Here is a 20592-nt window from a genome sequence, read left to right on the forward strand (position 1 = left end):
ATGGGTTTAGTTGATTTGATAAATAATTTATTTAATCAAGAAATAGCTATAGATCTAGGTACTGCAAATACTCTTATCATGCATAATAATAAGGTTATTGTAGATTTACCTTCAATAATTGCTATAGATGTTAGAACTAAAAAAGTATTAGCTGTAGGAGAAGAAGCAAAAAAAATGCAAGGAAAAACACATGATAATATTAAAATATATAAACCATTAAAAGATGGAGTTATTGCAGATTATCAAGTTGCCGAACTTATGATAAGAGAATTCATAAAAAAAGTTCCTGGTATCAATAAAAAATTTTTTACTCCATCATTAACTATGGTTATCTGTATACCATCCGGAATAACAGAAGTAGAAAAAAGAGCCGTAAAAGATTCGGCCCAACATCTTAATGCAAAAGAAGTATATTTAATTGAAGAACCCATGGCAGCCGCAATTGGTTCTGGAATATCGGTAACTAAAGCTGAAGGGAATATGATTATTGATATTGGTGGTGGGACTACAGAATGTGGAGTAATAGCTTTAGGTGGAATTGTTTGCCAAAAATCTATTAAAATTGCTGGAGATGTTTTCACTAATGATATAGCTTATTTTCTTAGAACTAAATATAATTTATATATTGGAGAAAGAACGGCAGAAAAAATTAAAATAGACATTGGAGCAGCTGCAGAATCTATTGATAATCCCCCAGAAAATATTCGTATACAAGGAAGAGATTTACCTACAGGAAAACCTAAAGAAATGAATCTTTCTTATAAAGAAACTATTCCTGCTCTTGATAAATCTATTTTACGTATTGAAGATGCAGTTATGGAGACTCTTTCTAGTACTCCACCAGAACTTGCTGCAGATATTTATAAAACGGGTATATATATGGCTGGTGGTGGGTCTCTTTTAAGAGGTTTAGATAAAAGAATATCTAAAAAAACTGGACTTTCTGTTTCATTAGTAGAAGATCCTTTGAGAGCGGTAGTAAAAGGAACAGGTGTAGCTTTGAAAAATATTGATAAATTTACATTTTTAATGAAATAATGAAATATAGAATATTATTATGCGTGATTTTTTTTTAAAATGGCGTTTTTGTATTTTATTTATTTTATTAGAATCTACAGCACTTTTTCTCTCTTTTTCAAAAAAAAATTTTCATCAAAATATTGATACTGGTTCTTCTAATTTTATTATTGGAAATATTTATGAATCTATTTATAGATTACGTCGTTATTTTTTTCTAGATATTGAAAATGAAAAACTTATAAATGAAAATGCAAAATTACGTCATTTTCTTATATCCTCGAAAATAAAAAAAATTACTAAAGATTTTAAAAAAAAAAATATCGATTATTTACAACAATATATTTATACCCCTGTAAAAATTATAAATAATAGTATATATGAACAGGATAATTATATAACTATTAATAAAGGAAGTTTAGATGGAATTAAAACAGATATGGGGATAATATTATCTTATGGAATAGCTGGAATAATTATAAAAACTTCACCACATTTCAGTATAGCTATTTCTCTTTTGAATCCAAAAATTAAAGTTAATGCTAGATTAAGAAAAAATAAATATTTTGGAACGGTAAGTTGGGATGGGATTGACCATGAATATATTGTTTTATACGATATTCCTAGGCATTCTATTTTTTATAAAGGAGAAATAGTAGAAACAGATGGAAAATCTTCAACTTTTCCTGAAGGAATACCGATTGGGAGAGTTACTTGTTATAAATTCGATGAAAAATATGCAAATTATGTAATAAAAGTAAAACTTTTTGAAAATTTTTCTACTATAGAAAATGCTTATGTTGTTAAAAATTTATTCAAAAAAGAATGGAATAATATTCAACTTTATAAAGTTGAACATCAACAATGAATTTTATTTTTATTAGAATATTTTTCATATATGTTTTTTATATTTTTTCTCTTTGTTTAATTCAAATATCGATATTGAATCCTATATTTTTTGGGTGGTATACTTATATTTATATACTTTTTGTATTAACATATCCATATCGTGGAAATAAATCTATATTTTTGTGTTTGTCTTTTATAATTGGATGGATTATAGATAATTGTATGAACACTGGAGGGGATCATGCTTTTTCTACTACTTTTTCTGCTTTTTTTAGATTAAAATTACTTCAATTTTTTGACGGAAAAAATTTTCTAACAAGAAGTGATTTTTCTATTTATGAATTACCATTTATTCGAAAAATACTTTATATATTTTCATTAGTTTTTGCTCATCATTTTTCATTATTTATATTAGAAGTATTTAAAGTTTCTTTTTTTAGTAAAATTATTTTATTGAAAACTATATTTAGCAGTATTTTTACTACAATTTTATGTATGGTATATTTTTTTTTTAGAAAAATTAAAAATTGAAAAAATTACATATATTTTATATTTTATTAAGTTCTATAGGTTTAATTTTTATAATTAGATTATTTTATCTACAAATATATACTGAAAAGTATATTTTAAATGCATTTAATACATCTATAAAACAAGAAATTATTATTCCTGAAAGGGGATCTATTTTTGATAGAAATAATAATTTATTAGTATTTAATAAATCTATTTATGAATTAATAGTAGTCCCCATGTTAATAGATGAAAATTTTAATATCATAGAATTCTGTAATCTTCTAGGAATCAAAAAAGATACTTTTCATAAAAATTTAAATAAAGCAAAAGCTTATTCTAAATATTTACCTTCTGTTTTTCTTCCTTTTATTTCAAAGGAAAAATTTGCTACTATACAAGAGAAACTTTATAAATATAAAGGATTTGATTGGACTAAACGTTCTCTTAGAGATTATAAAGTAGAAAGTTCCGCCAATATTTTAGGATATATAGGGGAGGTCAATCAAAAAAATATTAATAAAGAATCGAATTATTATCAAATGGGAGATTTTATAGGATGGGCTGGAGTAGAAAAATCTTATGAAAAAATATTAAGAGGAAAAAAAGGAATAAAATATTGGATTAAAGATAGAAATGGATGTATTATAGAAAGTTATAATAATAAAAAAAATAATATAAAATCTATTAGTGGAAATGATATTTCTTTAACTATCGATTGGAATCTACAAAAATATGCAGAACAATTAATGTATCAAAAAAAGGGTGGAATAGTAGCTATTAATCCTAAAAATGGAGAAATATTATCTTTAGTATCCAGTCCAATTAATAATCCTAATTTATTCGTAGGTATACATCGTTCTAAAGAATTTAAAAGATTAATTAAAAATACAATAGATTATCCATTATTTGATAGAACGACACAAGCACGTTATCCTCCCGCGTCACCATTTAAATTGTTAACAGAATTAGCAGGTCTTCAAATGGGTGTAGTAAATACAAAAACCCATTTTATATGCTATAATGGATTTAAGTTTGGAAAAAAAAGAATTCATTGTCATTCTGGGTATCATAGATTTCCAATAGGGATAGAAACTGCTGTTGCTGTATCTTGTAACAATTACTTTGCACAAGTTTATAAACGTGTAATTGAAAAATATCCAAAAAATATAACGAAAAGTGTCAATGAATGGTGTGAAATTATTAAAAGTTTTGGATTTGGAAATTATTTGTATAATGATTTAGCTACTGGAGAAAAAGGAATGATCCCATCTGGAGATTATTACAATAAAAAATATGGATATTCCAAATGGAATGCTCTTACTATTATTTCAAATAGTATTGGACAAGGAGAAATTAATGTAACTCCTATTCAATTAGCTAATATGGTTTGTGCTATAGCAAATAAAGGTTTTTTTTATACTCCACATATTGTAAAATATATTAATAATCAACCTATTTCTAATTTAAACTATACTTTTGCTAAATATACTAAAGTAAAAAGTAAGTATTTTGATTACATTATTCATGGTATGGAAAAAGTTTTTGCAATTGGAACTGGAAAAAGTTTTAAATCTTCAGATATTAGAATGGCTGGAAAAACAGGAACTGCACAAAATTTTATTAAAATTAATCATAATACTATTACTCTTCCTGATCACTCTATTTTTATTTTATTTGCTCCAGTAGAAGATCCTAAAATAGCTATTTCAGTTATAATAGAAAATGGTGGATTTGGATCTCGTTGGGCTGGACCTATCGCTAGTCTTATTGCAGAAAAATATATTAATAATAATGTATATAGAAAAAATCTTGAGAAAAAAATAATGACTTCAGGGTTAAAAATAGTATACGATTCTATAGCAAAGATAAAAGGTTATAATAAAAAAAATACAAAATATTCTATTGATAAAAAGAAATAAAACATTATTAGTAAATATTGATTGGTGGATTGTAATAATTTATATTTTCATGATTTTTTTTGGATATATGAACCTATGTTCTGTTTCTTATGAAAAAGCGGAAAAACAGTTTATATGGATTATATTGAGTTTTATTTTCATATTTATAGTTTTTTTATTTAAACCAATACATTATAAATATTTTTCTCCATTTTTTTTTTTATTTACGTTATTTCTTTTGATCGGCGTATTTTTTTTTGGTAAAAATATAAATGGATCAAAATCTTGGTATGTTTTTGGTCCTATTAGTTTTCAACCTTCTGAATTATCTAAAATATCGACTTCTTTGATGATAGCTCGTATTATGAGTCAAGAAAATATTCAAAAAAATAAAAATACATTATTATATATATCTATAATAGTAATATTACCCACATTATTAATATTTTTGCAACCTGATCCAGGGACTTCTATAATTTTTTCTTCATTTATTTTAACTTTATATAGAGAAGGATTATCTGTAATTTTTATATTTTATCTATTATTTTTAGTTTTTTTATTCGTTCTTTCGTTAAACATTTCACCTTGTATCATTGTATTTTTTCTTTTTTTTATTTTTATACTGATTCTTTTTTTTAAAAAAAAAAGAACCATAAATGATTTATTATTTTCTATTTTTTTCTTTATAATTTTTTCTACTTTTGTTTTTGTATCTCCATTTTTTTATAAAAAATTATTGAAAAAACATCATAGAGATAGGATAAATATCCTATTTAAAAACGAATTTGATAAAAAATACAGAGAAAATATAGGATATAATCTTTTATATTCAAAAACTGCTATTGGATCTGGAAAATTTTTTGGGAAAGGATATCAAAAAGGGACTATTACAAAAGGAAAATTTGTTCCTGAACAACATACAGATTATATTTTTTGTACTGTAGGAGAAGAATGGGGATTCATAGGAAGTTTTATTTTAATTATATTTTATTTATGGTTTATTAGTCGGATTTATTTTTTATCTGAAAGGCAAAAAGATATTTTTGGAAGAATTTTTGGATATTCTGTAGGAAATATTTTTTTTATCCATATTATCCTAAATTTAGGAATGGTTATGGGTTTATTTCCAACAATAGGAATTGTTTTTCCATTTTTTAGTTATGGAGGATCTTCTATTTGGTCTTTTACTGTTTTACTATTTATTTTTATTCGATTAGATTCTTCAGATCAAACTAGTTTAATCTAAAATAGAATATGAAATACATATTAATGAAAAGGTCTTTTTTTTACCATACCACCTTGCGTATTTTTAATATTTTGTGTAATAATAAAAGCTTTAGAATCTATTTTTTCTATTTCTATTTTAAGTTTATTTATTTCTAAACGAGTGACTATTGTATATATAATATTCAATTTTTTCATATTATATCCACTTTTTCCATTATAAATGGTTACTCCAAATCCCAGTTTTTTAATCATCTGATGTATTTTTTTTGATTTATCAGTTATAATAGTAACACTGGTATATTCTTCTATTCCATCTATAACAAAATCAATAGTTTTAGCTGCTACTAAATAACTTAATATTGAATAAAAAGCGGATTCTATTGATAAATAAAAAGAAGATATTAAAAAAATGGAAATATTAATTAATATGATAATATCACTTACAGAAAAATAACTTATTTTTCTACTAACATAAATAGCGAATACTTCAGTTCCATCTAAAACTCCACCCCCCCTAATAGTTAATCCTATTCCTGAACCTATAAAAAATCCTCCAAAAATAGAAGCTAACATCTTATCTTTTGTTAAAATTGGAAAATTAATAGTTATTAAAATTAATGATAATAAAAACATAGAAATAAGAGTTTTGATAGCAAAATCATGTCCTATATGTTTATATCCTAAAATAATAAAAGGAAAATTCAAAAAAATTAATAAAAATTGTAATTTTAATGGAGTTAGCATATTTAACAATAAAGAAATACCCATTATTCCTCCATCTATAAAAGAATTTGGAATTAGAAAACTTTCTAATCCAAAAGCAACACTATTTATTCCTAAAAAAATTTGTAGTATATATTTAAGATTTTTCAAAAAATTTGTATATTTCATTATATTTTTGATTAAAATTATTAAATAAATAGGGGCTGATTTTGGAATAGACAGCAAGATTATTTATGAAGGATAGCATACCGTGTCACGTAAGGTATTACACGTAAATAAAGCGTTACAAATATATAAATGGCGAAAAACAATACGCTTTTGCTGCTTAATGAAATATCATTATAGCTTAATCTGTAAGATACAGAAGTAAAATATCTCTCAGTAATTTTTCTTATAGTTTCTGATATAGAGGTACTCAAAATATAAGGATTAGAAAATGGATGATTCTCAAGTTTTCTAATTATAATTTTGTAATCTAGGATTTTATTTTGGATCCAAAGTCCGATTTTAATCTGAAAAAATAAGCTTTGGATAAGTATGTAGAATTCCTTTATAATACTTGTTTGGACACGGGTTCGAATCCCGTCAGCTCCACTTTTTATATAAAAAAAATTGATTTTTAAATGGCATTATAAATTATTTTTTTTCTATAGTATACTTTCTGGAATTTTATTGGGATTAGGATGGCCTACTAATGGGAATCCCTTATTTTTATTCATAGCTTTTATTCCTTTATTATACATAGAAGAAAGTTTGAGTAATTCTTTTTTCTATTCCAAAAAAATTATTTTTTTCATTTTTATATTTTCTTTTCTTAGTTTTTTAATATGGAATGCTATTTCTACATGGTGGTTATCTTATGCAAAGAGACCTAATGGGGATTTTGCTATAGAAGCTTATTTAATTCCTGTATTTTTTAATGCTTTTTTGATGTCAATGGTATTCATTTTTTATTCATGGATAAAAAAAAGTGTAGACAATAAAAAGATAGGATATCTATTCTTAATTTGTATATGGATATCATTTGAAAAAATGCATTTAGAATGGGAATTATCTTGGCCTTGGTTAAATTTAGGAAATGGATTTTCTAATCATATAGATTGGATTCAATGGTATGAATATACGGGGTCTTTAGGGGGTAGTATATGGATATGGAGTGTTAATATAGGATTAATGAATTCTATTATAGAATATCAAAAAAATAATAATCAACTAAATTTATACAAAAAAATTTTTATAAATGTAGGAAAAATATTTTTACTAATTTTTATTTCAAACTATATATACTTGAAATATGAAGAAAAAAATGATGGATCTGTAGAAGTCATCATTTTACAACCTAATATTGATCCATATTATCAAAAGTATAAAATTTCTACGGATAAATTAATTTTTCGATTGAAAAAATTAATGGATAAAAAAATATTTTTTAAAAAAAAAACATTTATTATAGCTCCAGAAACAGTTTTACCTGGAAAAGGTAAAAAAATTTCTATGGAAAATATAGAAAAAGATAGAACTATTTCAATATTTAGAAATTATCTCAGTAGGTTTTATCCAAAAACCGTATTTATTACAGGAGTAGAATTATATGCTTTATATCATAAATGGAATAGAAGTAAAACTTCTACTCCCATTTTTTTGGAATATGAAAATAATATCCGATGGTTGGATCTATTTAATTCTATAATTCAAATTGGGGGATCTGAAAATACAAAAATTCATCATAAATCAAAACTAGTACCAGCTGTAGAAACTTTTCCTTATAAAAAAATTCTTTTCCCTATATTAGGGGATATTTTACTTAATTTTGGAGGAAGTGTAATGGAACATGGAAAATCAAAAGATCCTTTTTCCGATATATTTATACATCCTAATTTTGGAATTAAAGTAGTTCCTATCATTTGCTATGAATCTATTTTTGGAGAATACGTATCTAAATTTATTAAAAAAAATAATGCGGATTTTATAGTAATAATAACTAATGATGGATGGTGGGGGAGATCACAAGGATACAAACAACACCTTTATTATGCTCGTCTTAGAGCAATTGAAAATAGAAAGTATATAGCTAGATCTTCCAACACAGGAGTATCTTGTTTTATTAATGAAAAAGGAGAAATAATTTCTTCTATTCCTTATGGAAAAAAAGGAATATTATCCGATAAAGTTATCATTAATAGAAAGAAGACCTTTTATACAAAAAATGGAGATTATCTTGCTAAGATAAGTTTATTAACAGTAATAATAATTTTCATTTATACAACAATATTTCGTTTTTATATAAAAAATAAGATTTGAATATTTATTCTTTTTTATACATTTTGATTTTTTGATAAGATTCTCCTATATAATTTATAATATCTTCCGCCATTATAGATTCTTCATTTTTTTCTATTGAAGCTATATCTCCTGCTAAACCATGTAAGTATACCCCCATAATACAAGATTGTTTGGGGGTATATCCTTGAGCTAATAACCCCGTAATTATTCCACTTAATACATCTCCACTTCCTGCGGTAGCCATTCCTGGATTTCCAGTGCTATTAAAATAAAGATTTCCATTAGGAGTTGAAATAACTGTATGTGCACCTTTTAATACAATGTAAATTTTATATTTTTTAGAAAATTTTTTTAATAAGTTTAATTTTTGATAATCATTTTTCCATGGACCACATAATCTTCTAAATTCTTTTGTATGTGGAGTAAAAATAGTTTTTTCTGGTATAAAATTTATTATTTTGAATCGATTAGATAATATATTGATTGCATCAGCATCTATGACCATAGGTATTTTATTCTTTTTATTTTTTAAAAAAAAAGATTCTAATGCATATGCAGTTATAGTTTTTTTTCCCATTCCCATTCCTATACCTATCGCATTTACATGAATATTAATAGGAGGGATATTACTTATAAATTTATCTTCGGAATCTGTATTTATAATAGCTTCTGGTATGAGAATTTGTAAAATTTGATATCCACAACGTGGTACATATACACTCAATTTTCCAATACCAATTCTAAAACTTGCTTTTGAAGAAAGTACCATAGATCCAATCATTCCATGATATCCTCCAATAAGTAGTCCATGACCATAGTTCCCTTTATGAGAAAATTTTTTTCTTTTTTTATATATGGATTTAATAAAAATATCATCGATATAAAAATTATTTACATACATTTCATTTGTATAGGATTTTTTATATCCAATATTTAATAAATGCCATTTTCCAATATAGTTAGCATAATCTGATAAAAAAAAAGGTAATTTAGGACTTTGAAAAGTTAATGTATGAGTAGCTTTTATAATTCCTTCAAAATTATTTTGATTTTTTTCCATAAAAAGGCCTGATGGAATATCTATAGAAATAACGGATATAAATTTATTTTCATTAATATAATTAAAAAAAGATTTCCAATATTTTTTTATAGGTCTATTCAATCCAATTCCAAAAATTGCATCAATAAGTAGACTATCTTTATTATCATTATCTAAAAAAATAGGAAAATCTTCTCCCTCATGAATAGTTTTCAATTCTATTCCTCCATATTTTAGGATTTTATTTTTATTAATGATAAATTCTGGAGAAAAATGATTAGAAATATTAAGAATATATATAGTTATTACCGTATTACTACCATATTGTTGATATAACATTCTTGCTAAGGAAAGTCCATCTCCACCATTTTTTCCATTTCCTGCTAATAATATAACTTTTTGAAGATTATGATAATTATGAATAATCCAGGTTAAACAACTTTTTGCAGATCTTTCTATTAATTCTATAGAAGAAATAGATTCTTTATCAATACAATATTGATCTATTTTTTTAATTTGATTTAACGAAAGAATTTTCATTTTTTGAAATGAATTTATTATTTTTGATTAAGCAAAAATAAAAATAATATATATAAAACGATAAATTTAGATGTCCGAGTATAATTTAATTCTTCCATCCATGGGTGAAAGTATAGCTGAGGCTACTATCATTCGTTGGTTAAAAAAAGAAGGAGATTATATAAAAAAAGAAGATTTATTAGTGGAAATTTCTACGGATAAAGTAGATTCTGAAATTACTTCTCCAGTAAATGGAATATTGAAAAAAAAATTATTTTCTACAAATGAAGTAGCTAAAGTAGGAAGTTCTATAGCTATTTTAGAAATAGAAGATAAAGAAATTTATCTAGAAAATAAAACACGATTTTATTCCCCTTTTGTACGTACCATTGCTAAAAAAGAAGGGATTAGTTTTGAAGAATTAGAATCTATAGAAGGTACTGGAAAAAATGGAAGAATTAATAAAAATGATATTATAAAATATATTAAAAATAAAAAAGAAAAAAAAATAGTTAGTAAAAATGATACTATTTTATCTTCTACTTATTGTATCATCAATAATAATCAGCAGCATAATAACGAAGATGAAAACGAAACCATAATAGAAATGGATAGAATTCGTAAAATAACTTCATCTCATATGGTGACTAGTAAAAAAATATCTGCTCATGTAACATCTTTTGTCGAAGCTGATGTTACAAACATAGTCAAATGGAGAGATAAAATAAAGGATATTTTTAAGAAAACTACAGGAGAAAAATTGACTTTGATGTCTATATTTGTAGAATGTGTAGTAAAAGCTATAAAAGATTTTCCTATGATCAATATATCTGTCAATGGAACTAATATTATAAAAAAAAGAAATATTCATATAGGATTAGCTATAGCATTACCTAATGGTAATATCATTGTTCCTGTGATTAAAAATGCAGATTCTTATAGTTTGGGGGGATTAATAAAAATTATCAATAATTTAATAAAAAGAGCTAAATCTAATCAATTAAAACCTGAAGAAACTAAAGGAGGGACCTATACCATTAGTAATATAGGCAGTTTTGGAAATCTATTTGGAACTCCTATTATACATCAACCTCAAGTTGCTATTATGGGAATAGGATTAATACAAAAAAAATTATCTGTTATAGAAAAACCAGAAGGAGATTTTATTGGAATAAGACATAAGATTTATTTATCTCATTCTTATGATCATCGTGTAATAGATGGGGTTCTCGGAGGTGGATTTGTTAAAAAAGTGGCCTTATATTTAGAAGAATATCAATGTTATACAACAATAATATGAAAATTAATTTTGATGTATTTATCGAGATACCTAAAGGAAGTAGAAATAAATATGAATTTGATAAAAAAAATAATTTAATTCGATTAGATAGGGTATTGTACTCACCTATGAGTTATCCGACAGATTATGGTTTTATTCCAAAAACTCTTTCAAAAGATGGAGATCCATTAGACGTTTTAGTTTTTTTAACTGAACCAACTATTCCAGGATGTTTGATCAGAGTAAAACCAATTGGTATTTTTTTTATGACTGATGAAAATGGAGAAGATGAAAAAATTATTTCTGTTCCTATTTCAGATCCAAATTATAATATAATTAACGATATTGATGAAATTTCTTTTCATGCTAAAAAAGAAATTGAACATTTTTTTCTAGTATATAAAGATTTAGAAAATAAGAAAGTGATCATAGGTGATTGGAAAAATAAAGATATAGCAATTTCTATTTATAAAGAATCTTATTTAAGATATAAAAATCATAAAAATTAATGTATATTTTTTTATATATTCAATTCTTTTAACTTTTTTTCTTTTAAAAAAGATGGAGAATTAACCATAATATCTTTTCCAGAATTATTTTTTGGAAAAGCAATAAAATCTTTTATATTCCCTTTTCCTTCCAAAACAGATAATAATCTATCTAATCCAAATGCAATCCCTCCATGAGGAGGGGCCCCATATTCAAGAGCTTTAATTAAAAAACCAAATTCAGATTTTATTTCTTTTATGGATAATCCTAAATGTTTGAAAATTAAATTTTGTATTTTTTTATCATGAATACGTATAGATCCACCACCTATTTCCACACCATTAATAATTAAATCATAGGATTTGGACCGAATATTACCTGGAAATTTTTCCAATAAATGTATATCTTCTTTTTTTGGACTAGTAAAAGGATGATGAAAAGACCTATATCTTTGTAATTTTTCATTCCATTCTAAAAGTGGTAAATCTATAATCCATAAAGGTTTAAATATTTGATAATTTTTTAGAATATTTAAGCAATTGGATATATCTATACGTAATTTATTAAGTTTTATTTTTGTTTGTATTTTTTTTTCAAAAAAAATAAATAATAAATCACCAGGATTAGAATCTATATTTTTTATAATTTTCACTAAATTTTCTCTAGTAAATAATTTTTTTTTTGAATAAATAAATGTTTTATCAGGAAAAAATTTTACCCAAAAAATTTCTTTATCTTCTATTTTGGATTTTTTAATCGATTTTATTATTGAATAAATTTGATCATATGTATAATGACTACATTTTAGTACGTTAATCACTATTATAAATTTTTTTTTTTGAAAATATTCAAATTCATTTTTTTGAATAAAATTATTTATATCCAAAATTTTTATTACAAAACGGAGGTCAGGGGTTTCAGTTCCATATTTTGTCATCGCGTCAGAATAAGTAATACAAGTAAAAGGTTCTAATTGGATATTTTTTATTTTTTTGAATATATATTTAATAAAATATTCAAAAAAAAGAAGGATTTCATTAACCTCTACAAAGGACATTTCACAATCTATTTGTGTAAATTCAATTTGACGATCAGAACGAGAATCTTCATCTCGGAAACATTTTACAATTTGAAAATATTTATCTATTCCTCCTATCATCAATAATTGTTTAAATAGTTGAGGAGATTGAGGTAAAGAATAAAATTTACCGGAATGAATTCTAGAAGGGACTACAAAACTTCTAGCTCCTTCTGGAGTATGGTTTATCAATAAAGGAGTTTCTATCTCTATAAATCCATTTTTAGAAAGAAAATTTCGTATTTCTATAGATATATTATGACGAAGTATCAAATTATTTTTTATAGGATTTCTTCGGATATCAAGATATCTATATTTCATACGACATTCTTCATCTCCATCTGTTTTATCTTCTATAATAAAAGGTGGGATAATAGATGGATTCAATATTTCTAATTTAAAAACTAAAATTTCTATTTCTCCTGTAGATATATTGTAATTTTTAGATTTTTTTTTTACTACTTTTCCATTAACTTTAATAAGAAATTCTTTTCCTAAATCAAAGTTATTTTGTATTAAATTTTTTGAAAAAACAAGTTGTATTATTCCAAAATAATCTCTAATGTCTATAAAAATTAAGGATCCTAAATTTCTTATTTTTTGAATCCACCCAGATAAAACCACTTTTTTACCAATATCTTTTTTACATAATTCTCCGCAATTATGTGTTCGGTAAAGCATATTAACTTTTTTTATTATTATTAGTAGATAATTCTTCATAAACCTCAACGATATCTCCATGTCTAATATTATGATAATCTTTGATTCCTAAACCACATTCATATCCTTTAGATACTTCTTTAACATCTTCTTTAAAACGTTTTAAGGAAGTCAATTCACCATTTTGGAATATAACTATTCCATCTCTAATTAATCTTACTTTTCCTTGACGTAATAATTTTCCTTCTATTACCATGCATCCAGCTATATTACCATTTTTTGAAATTTTAAAAATTTCTCTTATTTCTGCATTTCCTAATATTTTTTCTCTTATTTCAGGAGATAACATTCCATCCATAGCTTCTTGAATATCATTAATAATATTGTATATAATTGAATAAATACGTATTTCTATATCTTCTTTTTTTGCTATATTTTTAGATCCATTATTTGGACGAACATTAAATCCTATTATAACGGCATCTGAAGCACTCGCCAATAATACATCGGATTCTGTAATTTGTCCTACTCCTTTATAGATAATATTAACCATAATTGTATTTGTAGATAATTTTTGTAATGCATCCGAAATAGCTTCTACAGAGCCATCTACATCACCTTTAAGAATTATTTTTAATTCTTTAAAATCCCCTAAGGCAATCCTTCTTCCTATTTCATCTAATGTTAAATGTTTTTGAGATCGTATATTTTGTTCTCTTTGTAATTGCACTTTTCTTGAAGCTAATTGTTTTGCTAATTTTTCATCTTTAAAAACTTTAAATTTATCCCCAGCAGTAGGTGCACCATTTAATCCTAATATAGTAATGGGTTTGGAAGGGCCTGCTGAATGAATAGATTTTCCACGTTCATCTAAAATATTTTTTACTTTTCCATGATTAATTCCTGCTAATACATAATCTCCTACTTTTAATGTTCCACCTTGCAAAAGCATGGTAGTTATATAGCCTCTACCTTTATCTAAAGAAGCTTCTATAACTGTACCTACAGCAGGTTTATTTGGATTTGATTTTAAATCTAATAATTCTGATAATAAAAGTACTTTTTCCAATAATTTATCCACTCCAGTTCCTAATTTTGCGGATATTTCTTGAGACGGATATTTTCCTCCCCATTCTTCTACTAATAAATTTAAATTAGCTAATTGTTCTCTAATTTTATCAGATTTTGCATTTGGTTTATCCATTTTATTGAATACAAATATCATAGGAACATTAGCTGCTTGGGCATGACTAATAGCTTCTTTTGTTTGAGGCATGACTTGATCATCTACTGCAATAATTATAATCGCAATATCTGTAACTTGTGCTCCTCTTGCACGCATAGCTGTAAATGCTTCATGACCTGGAGTATCTAAAAAAGTAATACTTTGATTATTAGCACATTCTACACTATAAGCTGCTATATGTTGAGTAATTCCACCAGCTTCACCTGCAATTACATTAGTATTTCTAATATGATCCAATAAAGAGGTTTTTCCATGATCTACATGCCCCATTATAGTAATAATAGGAGGTCTAGTTTTTAGATTTTCTTCTAAATCTTTATCATCTTGAATCATTTCTTCTAAATCTAATCCTACAAATTCTACATTATATCCAAATTCATCTGTCACTAGTGTTATTATTTCTGCATCTAATCGTTGATTCATAGTAACCATAATTCCTAAAGACATACAAGAAATAATTACATCTGTTGCATTTACATTCATCATAGATGATAATTCATTTACAGTTGTAAATTCAGCTATTTTTAGCGTTTTTTCTTGTTTTTCATTTTCTATTTCATTTTGAAGAATTCTTTTTTCTTTTTTGTATTGACGTTTTTCTTTTCTAATTTTTGAAGCTTTTGATTTTATCCCTTTCGAAGAAATTTTTTCTAAAGTTTCTTTAATTTGTTTTTCAATTTGATCTTTTGTAATTCCAGATTTTTGTGAATTTTTTTTATTTTTTGATTTTTCAATTTTTTTATAAGAAGAGGAATGAGTAAAATAAATTTTTCTTTCTTTTTCCTGTTTTTTCTTTACAGGAATATTTTTCATATCTTCAACAAAAATTTCTTTTTTAATTCTTTTTCGTTTTTTTTTAATTTTATCTTCTAGTCTTATTCTTTTTTTTTCAAATTGAGATAAATCAATCCTATCTCCTGTTAACATAACTCCATCTAATTTTTGATAGATTGTATCTATATGTTCCGGTTTTTTATCTTTATTATGAATGGATTTTAAAAAATCAGGTTTTTTATTTATTTCTCTAATTCTATTATTAGAATCCTTTTTTTTTTCTGTAAAAAATTCTTTTTTTCCATGTTTTTTTTCTAGTGTATCTATATTTATTTTTCCTATTTTTTTAAAAACAATTAAATTTTCTGATTTTGCACGAATGATTTGAGGAGAATATTTTGATTTTAATAATTCTTTTTTTATTTTATCTTTTTCTATTTTTTTTTGCAAAAAAACTTTTTCAGAAGCATCTCGGATTTCTTTATAAGTTTTAAATTCTCGTACAATCAATTTGTATATTTTTTCTTCTATTTTTGCATTAGGATTATTTTCTATTTCAATTCCTTTTTTTTTCAAAAAATTAACAACTCTTTTTAAGGAAATATTAAATTTAGTCAATACGTTTTTTAATCTGATTTTATCAGTCATAATATAAAAATAAAGATAAAAATTATTTAGCTATAAAAAATTAGGTATTTATATTATTTAATTCCTCTTCAAATTCTTTTTTTAAAATAAAAATTACTTTTTTGATAATTTTTTCTTCAAGATTAGTTTTTTTACTTAGATCGTTATTTCTATAATTTAAAATAGATTTTGCGGTATTTAAACCAACTTGATGAAATTTTTCAATAATTTTTGGTTCTATTTCATCAGAAAATTCCGTTAATTCTACATCATCTTCATAAGGAAAATCTCTAAATATATGAATTTTATATCCAGTTAATTGACTGGCTAATCGGATATTTTGACCACCTCTACCAATAGCTTTGGATATTTCTTCTAATTTTACATATACATTTACATATTGTTGTTCTTCATTTACTTCCATCATGGAAATTTTAGCTGGACTTAAAGCTCTTGTTATATACAATTGTATATTGGTAGTATAATTAATAACATCTATATTTTCGTTTTTTAATTCTCTAACAATAGGATGTATTCTAGATCCTTTCATTCCTACACAAGCTCCAACCGGATCTATACGATCATCATAAGATTCTACGGAAACTTTCGCTTTTTCTCCTGGAATACGTGCTACTTTTTTAACTGTAATTAATCCTTCAGATACTTCTGGAATTTCTAATTTAAAAAGTTCTTCTAAAAAAGCCTCATCTTTTCTGGTCAAAACTGCAAAAGGTTTACTATCTTTCCAATCTACTTTTTTTACCAATACTTTAACAGGATCCCCTTTACGAAAAAAATCATTGGGAATTTGTTCTTGTTTAGGTAGAACCATTTCATTTTGTTCATCATCTTTCATTATAATTTGTTTAGGTAAAATATGATATACTTCTACATTAATAATTTCTCCTATTTTATTTTTAATTTTTTTATAGGTATTAGTATTATCATATTCATTGACTTTTGAAAGTAAATTTTGTCTTAGAGATAAAATGGCTCTCCTCCCTATAGATTTCAATTCTACTTTTTCGGTGACTTCTTCTCCGATTTCAAAATCCATTTCTATTTTACGTGCTGTAGATAATTCTATTTCTTTATTGGGATCTTTTACAGTTCCATTTTTAACTACTATACGATTTCTCCAAATTTCTAAATCTCCTTGATCTGGATTAACAATAATATCATAATTTTTAGAAGAATCATATTTTTTTTTTAATACACATCTTATAGATTCTTCTAGTATAGCCATTAAACTTACTCTATCTATGTTTTTTTCATATTTAAAATCTGAAAAAGAATCTATTAAAGCTTCATTATCCATAATTTTTAAATTTAAAACTTAAATCAAAATTTTTTATCTTTTATCTTTATATAACGTAATTCAATATCTATTATATTATTCAATATCTATTATATTATTCAATATACCAAGAAAGGATAAAATTTATTGAAAATAACTTATAATACTAAAAGTTAATTTGAATAATAGAGAGATTGATCTATATTTTTTAAAAATTATTATGGAAATATTAGAAATATTTAATATTCAATATAAATGGATTTTTTATGAATTTACTAACAATTTTTTTTTAAAGAAATGGGGTAGTATAGCTTTTATAATAATTGGTAAAATATTTTTATTTACTGGTTTATTAATTATTTTGGAATTTATTTTTAATAAGGTAGTTCGTTTTATAGGTAGAAGAATTATAAGTTCTACTCACTTTGTTTGGGATAATATATTATATGAAAATAAAGTTTTTGATAGTTTAGCACATTTTTTTCCATTATCAATTGGATTTATTTTAATCAACCCAGTTTTTAAAAACTATCCTAAAATTATTCTATATCTAGAAAAAATATTTGATATATTATTTGTATTGATAATTTTACAATTTTTGATTAGAGTAGTTAATTCAATTATGAGAATTTCTACTAGTGAAAATAGTCATCAAACCATTGCAGTCCGTTCTTTTTCACAATTATTAAAAATAATATCGGTTATGTTTTGTGTTTTGATAATCATTTCTATTTTAACAAAAAATGATCTTATTACTGTTCTTACTAGTTTAGGAGCAATAACTGCTATTGTTATACTAGTTTTTAGGGATACAATTTTAGGATTTGTATCTGGAGTCCAGATGGCATCTACTAAAATGATCAAAGTAGGAGATTGGATAGGAATACATAAATATAGTATAGAAGGTACTGTAATAGAAATAAATTTAACTTCTGCAAAAATAGAAAATTTTGATAAAACTATTACAAGTGTGCCTACTTATGATCTTATATCTACTGCAGTAACTAATTTTGAGGTAATGCGTAAAAAAAATATACGTAGAATAAAAAGATCTATTTTATTTAGTATACAATCATTTCAGTTTTGTAATTCAGAAAGTTTAGAAAAATTCCAACATTTTTATTTGATAAAAAATTATATTCATAGAAAACAAAAAGAAATAGAAATTTTTAATAAAGATAAAAATATTGATCTTAATATAGATATTAATGGAAGAAAATTAACTAACATTGGTCTATTTCGTCAATATGCATTATCTTATTTACATCAACACCCTAAAATATCTCAATCAGAAACTTTGATGGTTAGACACTTGAATCCTACACCTTATGGTCTTCCGGTAGAATTATATTGTTTTACGAATACTTCTGAATCTGTAAAATATGAACAAATACAAGCTAGTGTTTTTGATCATTTATTAACAGCTGCTAAAGAATTTAGCTTAAAAATTACACAAGTAACTACAAATATTTCTCCTTAATTAAAACGATAAAAATATGGTAAAATTAAGTGTTAATTTAAATAAAATAGCAACATTAAGAAATTCAAGAGGGGGGGACATCCCCAATGTTTTACAAGTTGCGATAGATATTCAGAAATTTGGTGCTAATGGGATTACTATTCATCCACGTCCTGATGAAAGGCATATATCCTATAAGGATGTTTATGATATAAAATCTATTATTACAACTGAATTAAACATTGAAGGAAATCCTATCAATAAAAAATTCATGAAATTAGTATTGGATATTTTGCCAAATCAAGTGACATTAGTACCTGATTTAGAAAATGTAATAACATCAAATTCTGGCTGGAATACAATTTTTTATCAAGATTTATTAACTGAAAAAATTAATAAGTTGAAAGATCATGGAATTCGTACTTCTATATTTTTAGATCCAAATCCAAAATTAGTTCCATATGCGGCTAATACAGGTACTGATAGAATAGAGTTATATACTGAAAATTTTTCGATAGGATACGCCAATAAAAAATGGAATTGTATTCATCCTTATATTATTACAGCAAAAAAAGCTATGAATTATCATTTATCAGTGAATGCTGGACATGATTTAAATTTAGAAAATATTTCTTTTCTAATTGAAAAAATTCCAAATATAGAAGAAGTATCTATAGGTCATTCTTTGATTAGTGATTCTCTTTACATGGGATTAGAAAATACAATTCAAACTTATTTAAAAAAAATTTATAAATCTTGTAAAAAAAAGTCAATAATAGAGTAAAATATTATGATTTTACATTCTAAAATTTTTGGAATTGGATTTCCAATATTAGTTTTGCATGGATTATTTGGTAATGGAGAAAATTGGATATCTTTTGCAAAAAAAATTTCTAAAAAATATCAAGTTCATTTACTTGATATTAGAAATCATGGAAAAAGTTTTTTTTCAAAAAAAATGGATTATGATCTTATATCAAAAGATATTTTAGAATATATTCGTCATTATAATTTATTTCAAACAATATTTATAGGTCATTCTATTGGAGGTAGGGCTGTTATGAAATTTTCCCTTAATTATCCATGGATTCCTAAAAAAATTATAATTGTGGATATTAGTCCTAAGGCCTATTCTTCTAAATATTATAAAAATATTATTCAAATATTAAAAAGTGTAAATTTTAATATTATTCAAACGAGAAAAGATCTTGATTTATTTTTAAAACCATTTATTCAAAATGTAGAAGTTCGATCATTTTTTTCCAAATGCACTTATAGAAAAAAAAATGGTAAATTATCTTTTTGCTTTTTTTTATTTGGAATTGAAAAAAATTATGATTCCTTAATTCATAAGGAAATTAAAGATGGTTATTATAAAAATCCTGTACTTTTTTTACGTGGGGAATATTCTAATTACATTATTCCTGAAGATTTTTTTTTTATAAAAAAATTATTTCCAAAAGCAAAAATTATTACAGTTAGTAAATCTAACCATTGGGTACATATAGATAATCCGATAGATTTTTACAAAAAAGTATCTGATTTTTTAAACGAAAAAATATAAATCTTATTTAAGTATTTTTTCAAAAAAATTACATAATTTCTAAATTTGTAA

Annotated in this window: 16 protein-coding genes and 1 other RNA gene; 12 read left to right on the forward strand and 5 right to left on the reverse strand. The window is 24.3% G+C overall.

Features of this window, described 5'->3' with window-relative positions:
• Genes DM780_RS00005 through rodA form a run of 5 tightly spaced genes read left to right on the forward strand, consistent with a single transcriptional unit; the run spans window position 1 to window position 5523 of the window.
• Window positions 1-1038 carry a rod shape-determining protein gene (locus DM780_RS00005; RefSeq protein ID WP_110477312.1) on the forward strand — a complete coding sequence of 346 codons (1038 nt, stop codon included), beginning with the start codon at window positions 1-3 and terminating at the stop codon, window positions 1036-1038.
• Between the two features lie 19 nt (window positions 1039-1057).
• The gene (gene mreC, locus DM780_RS00010) at window positions 1058-1885 is read left to right on the forward strand and encodes a rod shape-determining protein MreC (protein WP_110548477.1); all 828 of its coding nucleotides are present in this window, start codon (window positions 1058-1060) and stop codon (window positions 1883-1885) included.
• Complete coding sequence (locus tag DM780_RS00015) at window positions 1882-2397, forward strand: hypothetical protein (RefSeq protein ID WP_110548478.1); 516 nt, start codon at window positions 1882-1884, stop codon at window positions 2395-2397. Before mreC ends, DM780_RS00015 begins: the two co-directional genes overlap by 4 nt.
• A complete protein-coding gene (gene mrdA / locus DM780_RS00020) occupies window positions 2394-4298 on the forward strand; it encodes a penicillin-binding protein 2 (protein WP_110548479.1) in 1905 nt (634 codons plus the stop codon). The genes DM780_RS00015 and mrdA overlap by 4 nt, the downstream gene beginning before the upstream one ends.
• Window positions 4282-5523 carry a rod shape-determining protein RodA gene (rodA, locus tag DM780_RS00025; RefSeq protein WP_110548480.1) on the forward strand — a complete coding sequence of 414 codons (1242 nt, stop codon included), beginning with the start codon at window positions 4282-4284 and terminating at the stop codon, window positions 5521-5523. The genes mrdA and rodA overlap by 17 nt, the downstream gene beginning before the upstream one ends.
• Window positions 5524-5543: 20 nt before the next feature.
• On the opposite strand, the gene DM780_RS00030 is transcribed toward rodA, so the two are convergent.
• The gene (locus DM780_RS00030) at window positions 5544-6395 is read right to left on the reverse strand and encodes a YitT family protein (RefSeq protein ID WP_110548481.1); all 852 of its coding nucleotides are present in this window, start codon (window positions 6393-6395) and stop codon (window positions 5544-5546) included.
• Window positions 6396-6426: 31 nt separating this feature from the next.
• Here DM780_RS00030 and ssrA point away from each other — a divergent pair.
• Together ssrA and lnt are read left to right on the forward strand one after the other, a co-directional pair.
• Window positions 6427-6824, forward strand: a transfer-messenger RNA (tmRNA) gene (ssrA, locus tag DM780_RS00035).
• A 15-nt stretch (window positions 6825-6839) separates the two neighbouring features.
• The gene (lnt, locus tag DM780_RS00040; RefSeq protein ID WP_172540207.1) at window positions 6840-8528 is read left to right on the forward strand and encodes an apolipoprotein N-acyltransferase; all 1689 of its coding nucleotides are present in this window, start codon (window positions 6840-6842) and stop codon (window positions 8526-8528) included.
• A 4-nt stretch (window positions 8529-8532) separates the two neighbouring features.
• Here the strand turns inward: lnt and DM780_RS00045 are convergent, their stop codons facing one another.
• Window positions 8533-10089, reverse strand: coding sequence for an NAD(P)H-hydrate dehydratase (locus DM780_RS00045; protein WP_110548482.1), 1557 nt, complete (start codon window positions 10087-10089; stop codon window positions 8533-8535).
• Window positions 10090-10159: 70 nt separating this feature from the next.
• On the opposite strand from DM780_RS00045, the gene DM780_RS00050 reads away from it, so the two are divergent.
• Together DM780_RS00050 and DM780_RS00055 are read left to right on the forward strand one after the other, a co-directional pair.
• Window positions 10160-11368 carry a dihydrolipoamide acetyltransferase family protein gene (locus DM780_RS00050; protein WP_110548483.1) on the forward strand — a complete coding sequence of 403 codons (1209 nt, stop codon included), beginning with the start codon at window positions 10160-10162 and terminating at the stop codon, window positions 11366-11368.
• The gene (locus tag DM780_RS00055) at window positions 11365-11856 is read left to right on the forward strand and encodes an inorganic diphosphatase (protein WP_110548484.1); all 492 of its coding nucleotides are present in this window, start codon (window positions 11365-11367) and stop codon (window positions 11854-11856) included. Before DM780_RS00050 ends, DM780_RS00055 begins: the two co-directional genes overlap by 4 nt.
• Window positions 11857-11867: 11 nt before the next feature.
• Here DM780_RS00055 and aspS read toward each other — a convergent pair whose 3' ends face one another.
• Genes aspS through nusA form a run of 3 tightly spaced genes read right to left on the reverse strand, consistent with a single transcriptional unit; the run spans window position 11868 to window position 17539 of the window.
• On the reverse strand, window positions 11868-13595 hold the full coding sequence (gene aspS, locus DM780_RS00060) for an aspartate--tRNA ligase (RefSeq protein ID WP_110548932.1): 1728 nt from the start codon (window positions 13593-13595) through the stop codon (window positions 11868-11870).
• A 1-nt stretch (window position 13596) separates the two neighbouring features.
• Window positions 13597-16242, reverse strand: coding sequence for a translation initiation factor IF-2 (infB, locus tag DM780_RS00065; protein WP_110548485.1), 2646 nt, complete (start codon window positions 16240-16242; stop codon window positions 13597-13599).
• A 40-nt stretch (window positions 16243-16282) separates the two neighbouring features.
• Window positions 16283-17539, reverse strand: coding sequence for a transcription termination factor NusA (nusA, locus tag DM780_RS00070; RefSeq protein WP_110548486.1), 1257 nt, complete (start codon window positions 17537-17539; stop codon window positions 16283-16285).
• 199 nt (window positions 17540-17738) lie between these two features.
• Here nusA and DM780_RS00075 point away from each other — a divergent pair, with 199 nt between their 5' ends.
• From DM780_RS00075 to DM780_RS00085, 3 genes are read left to right on the forward strand one after another with little or no spacing between them, the layout of a single operon-like run.
• Window positions 17739-18998, forward strand: a complete 1260-nt coding sequence (locus DM780_RS00075) for a mechanosensitive ion channel family protein (RefSeq protein WP_110548933.1) — start codon at window positions 17739-17741, stop codon at window positions 18996-18998.
• Window positions 18999-19014: 16 nt separating this feature from the next.
• Window positions 19015-19761 carry a pyridoxine 5'-phosphate synthase gene (locus DM780_RS00080; protein ID WP_110548487.1) on the forward strand — a complete coding sequence of 249 codons (747 nt, stop codon included), beginning with the start codon at window positions 19015-19017 and terminating at the stop codon, window positions 19759-19761.
• A gap of 6 nt (window positions 19762-19767) precedes the next feature.
• Window positions 19768-20541, forward strand: coding sequence for an alpha/beta fold hydrolase (locus tag DM780_RS00085; protein WP_110548488.1), 774 nt, complete (start codon window positions 19768-19770; stop codon window positions 20539-20541).
• Window positions 20542-20592: the final 51 nt, after the last annotated feature.

The sequence above is a fragment of the Blattabacterium punctulatus genome (assembly GCF_003226695.1).
Lineage (GTDB): Bacteria > Bacteroidota > Bacteroidia > Flavobacteriales > Blattabacteriaceae > Blattabacterium > Blattabacterium punctulatus.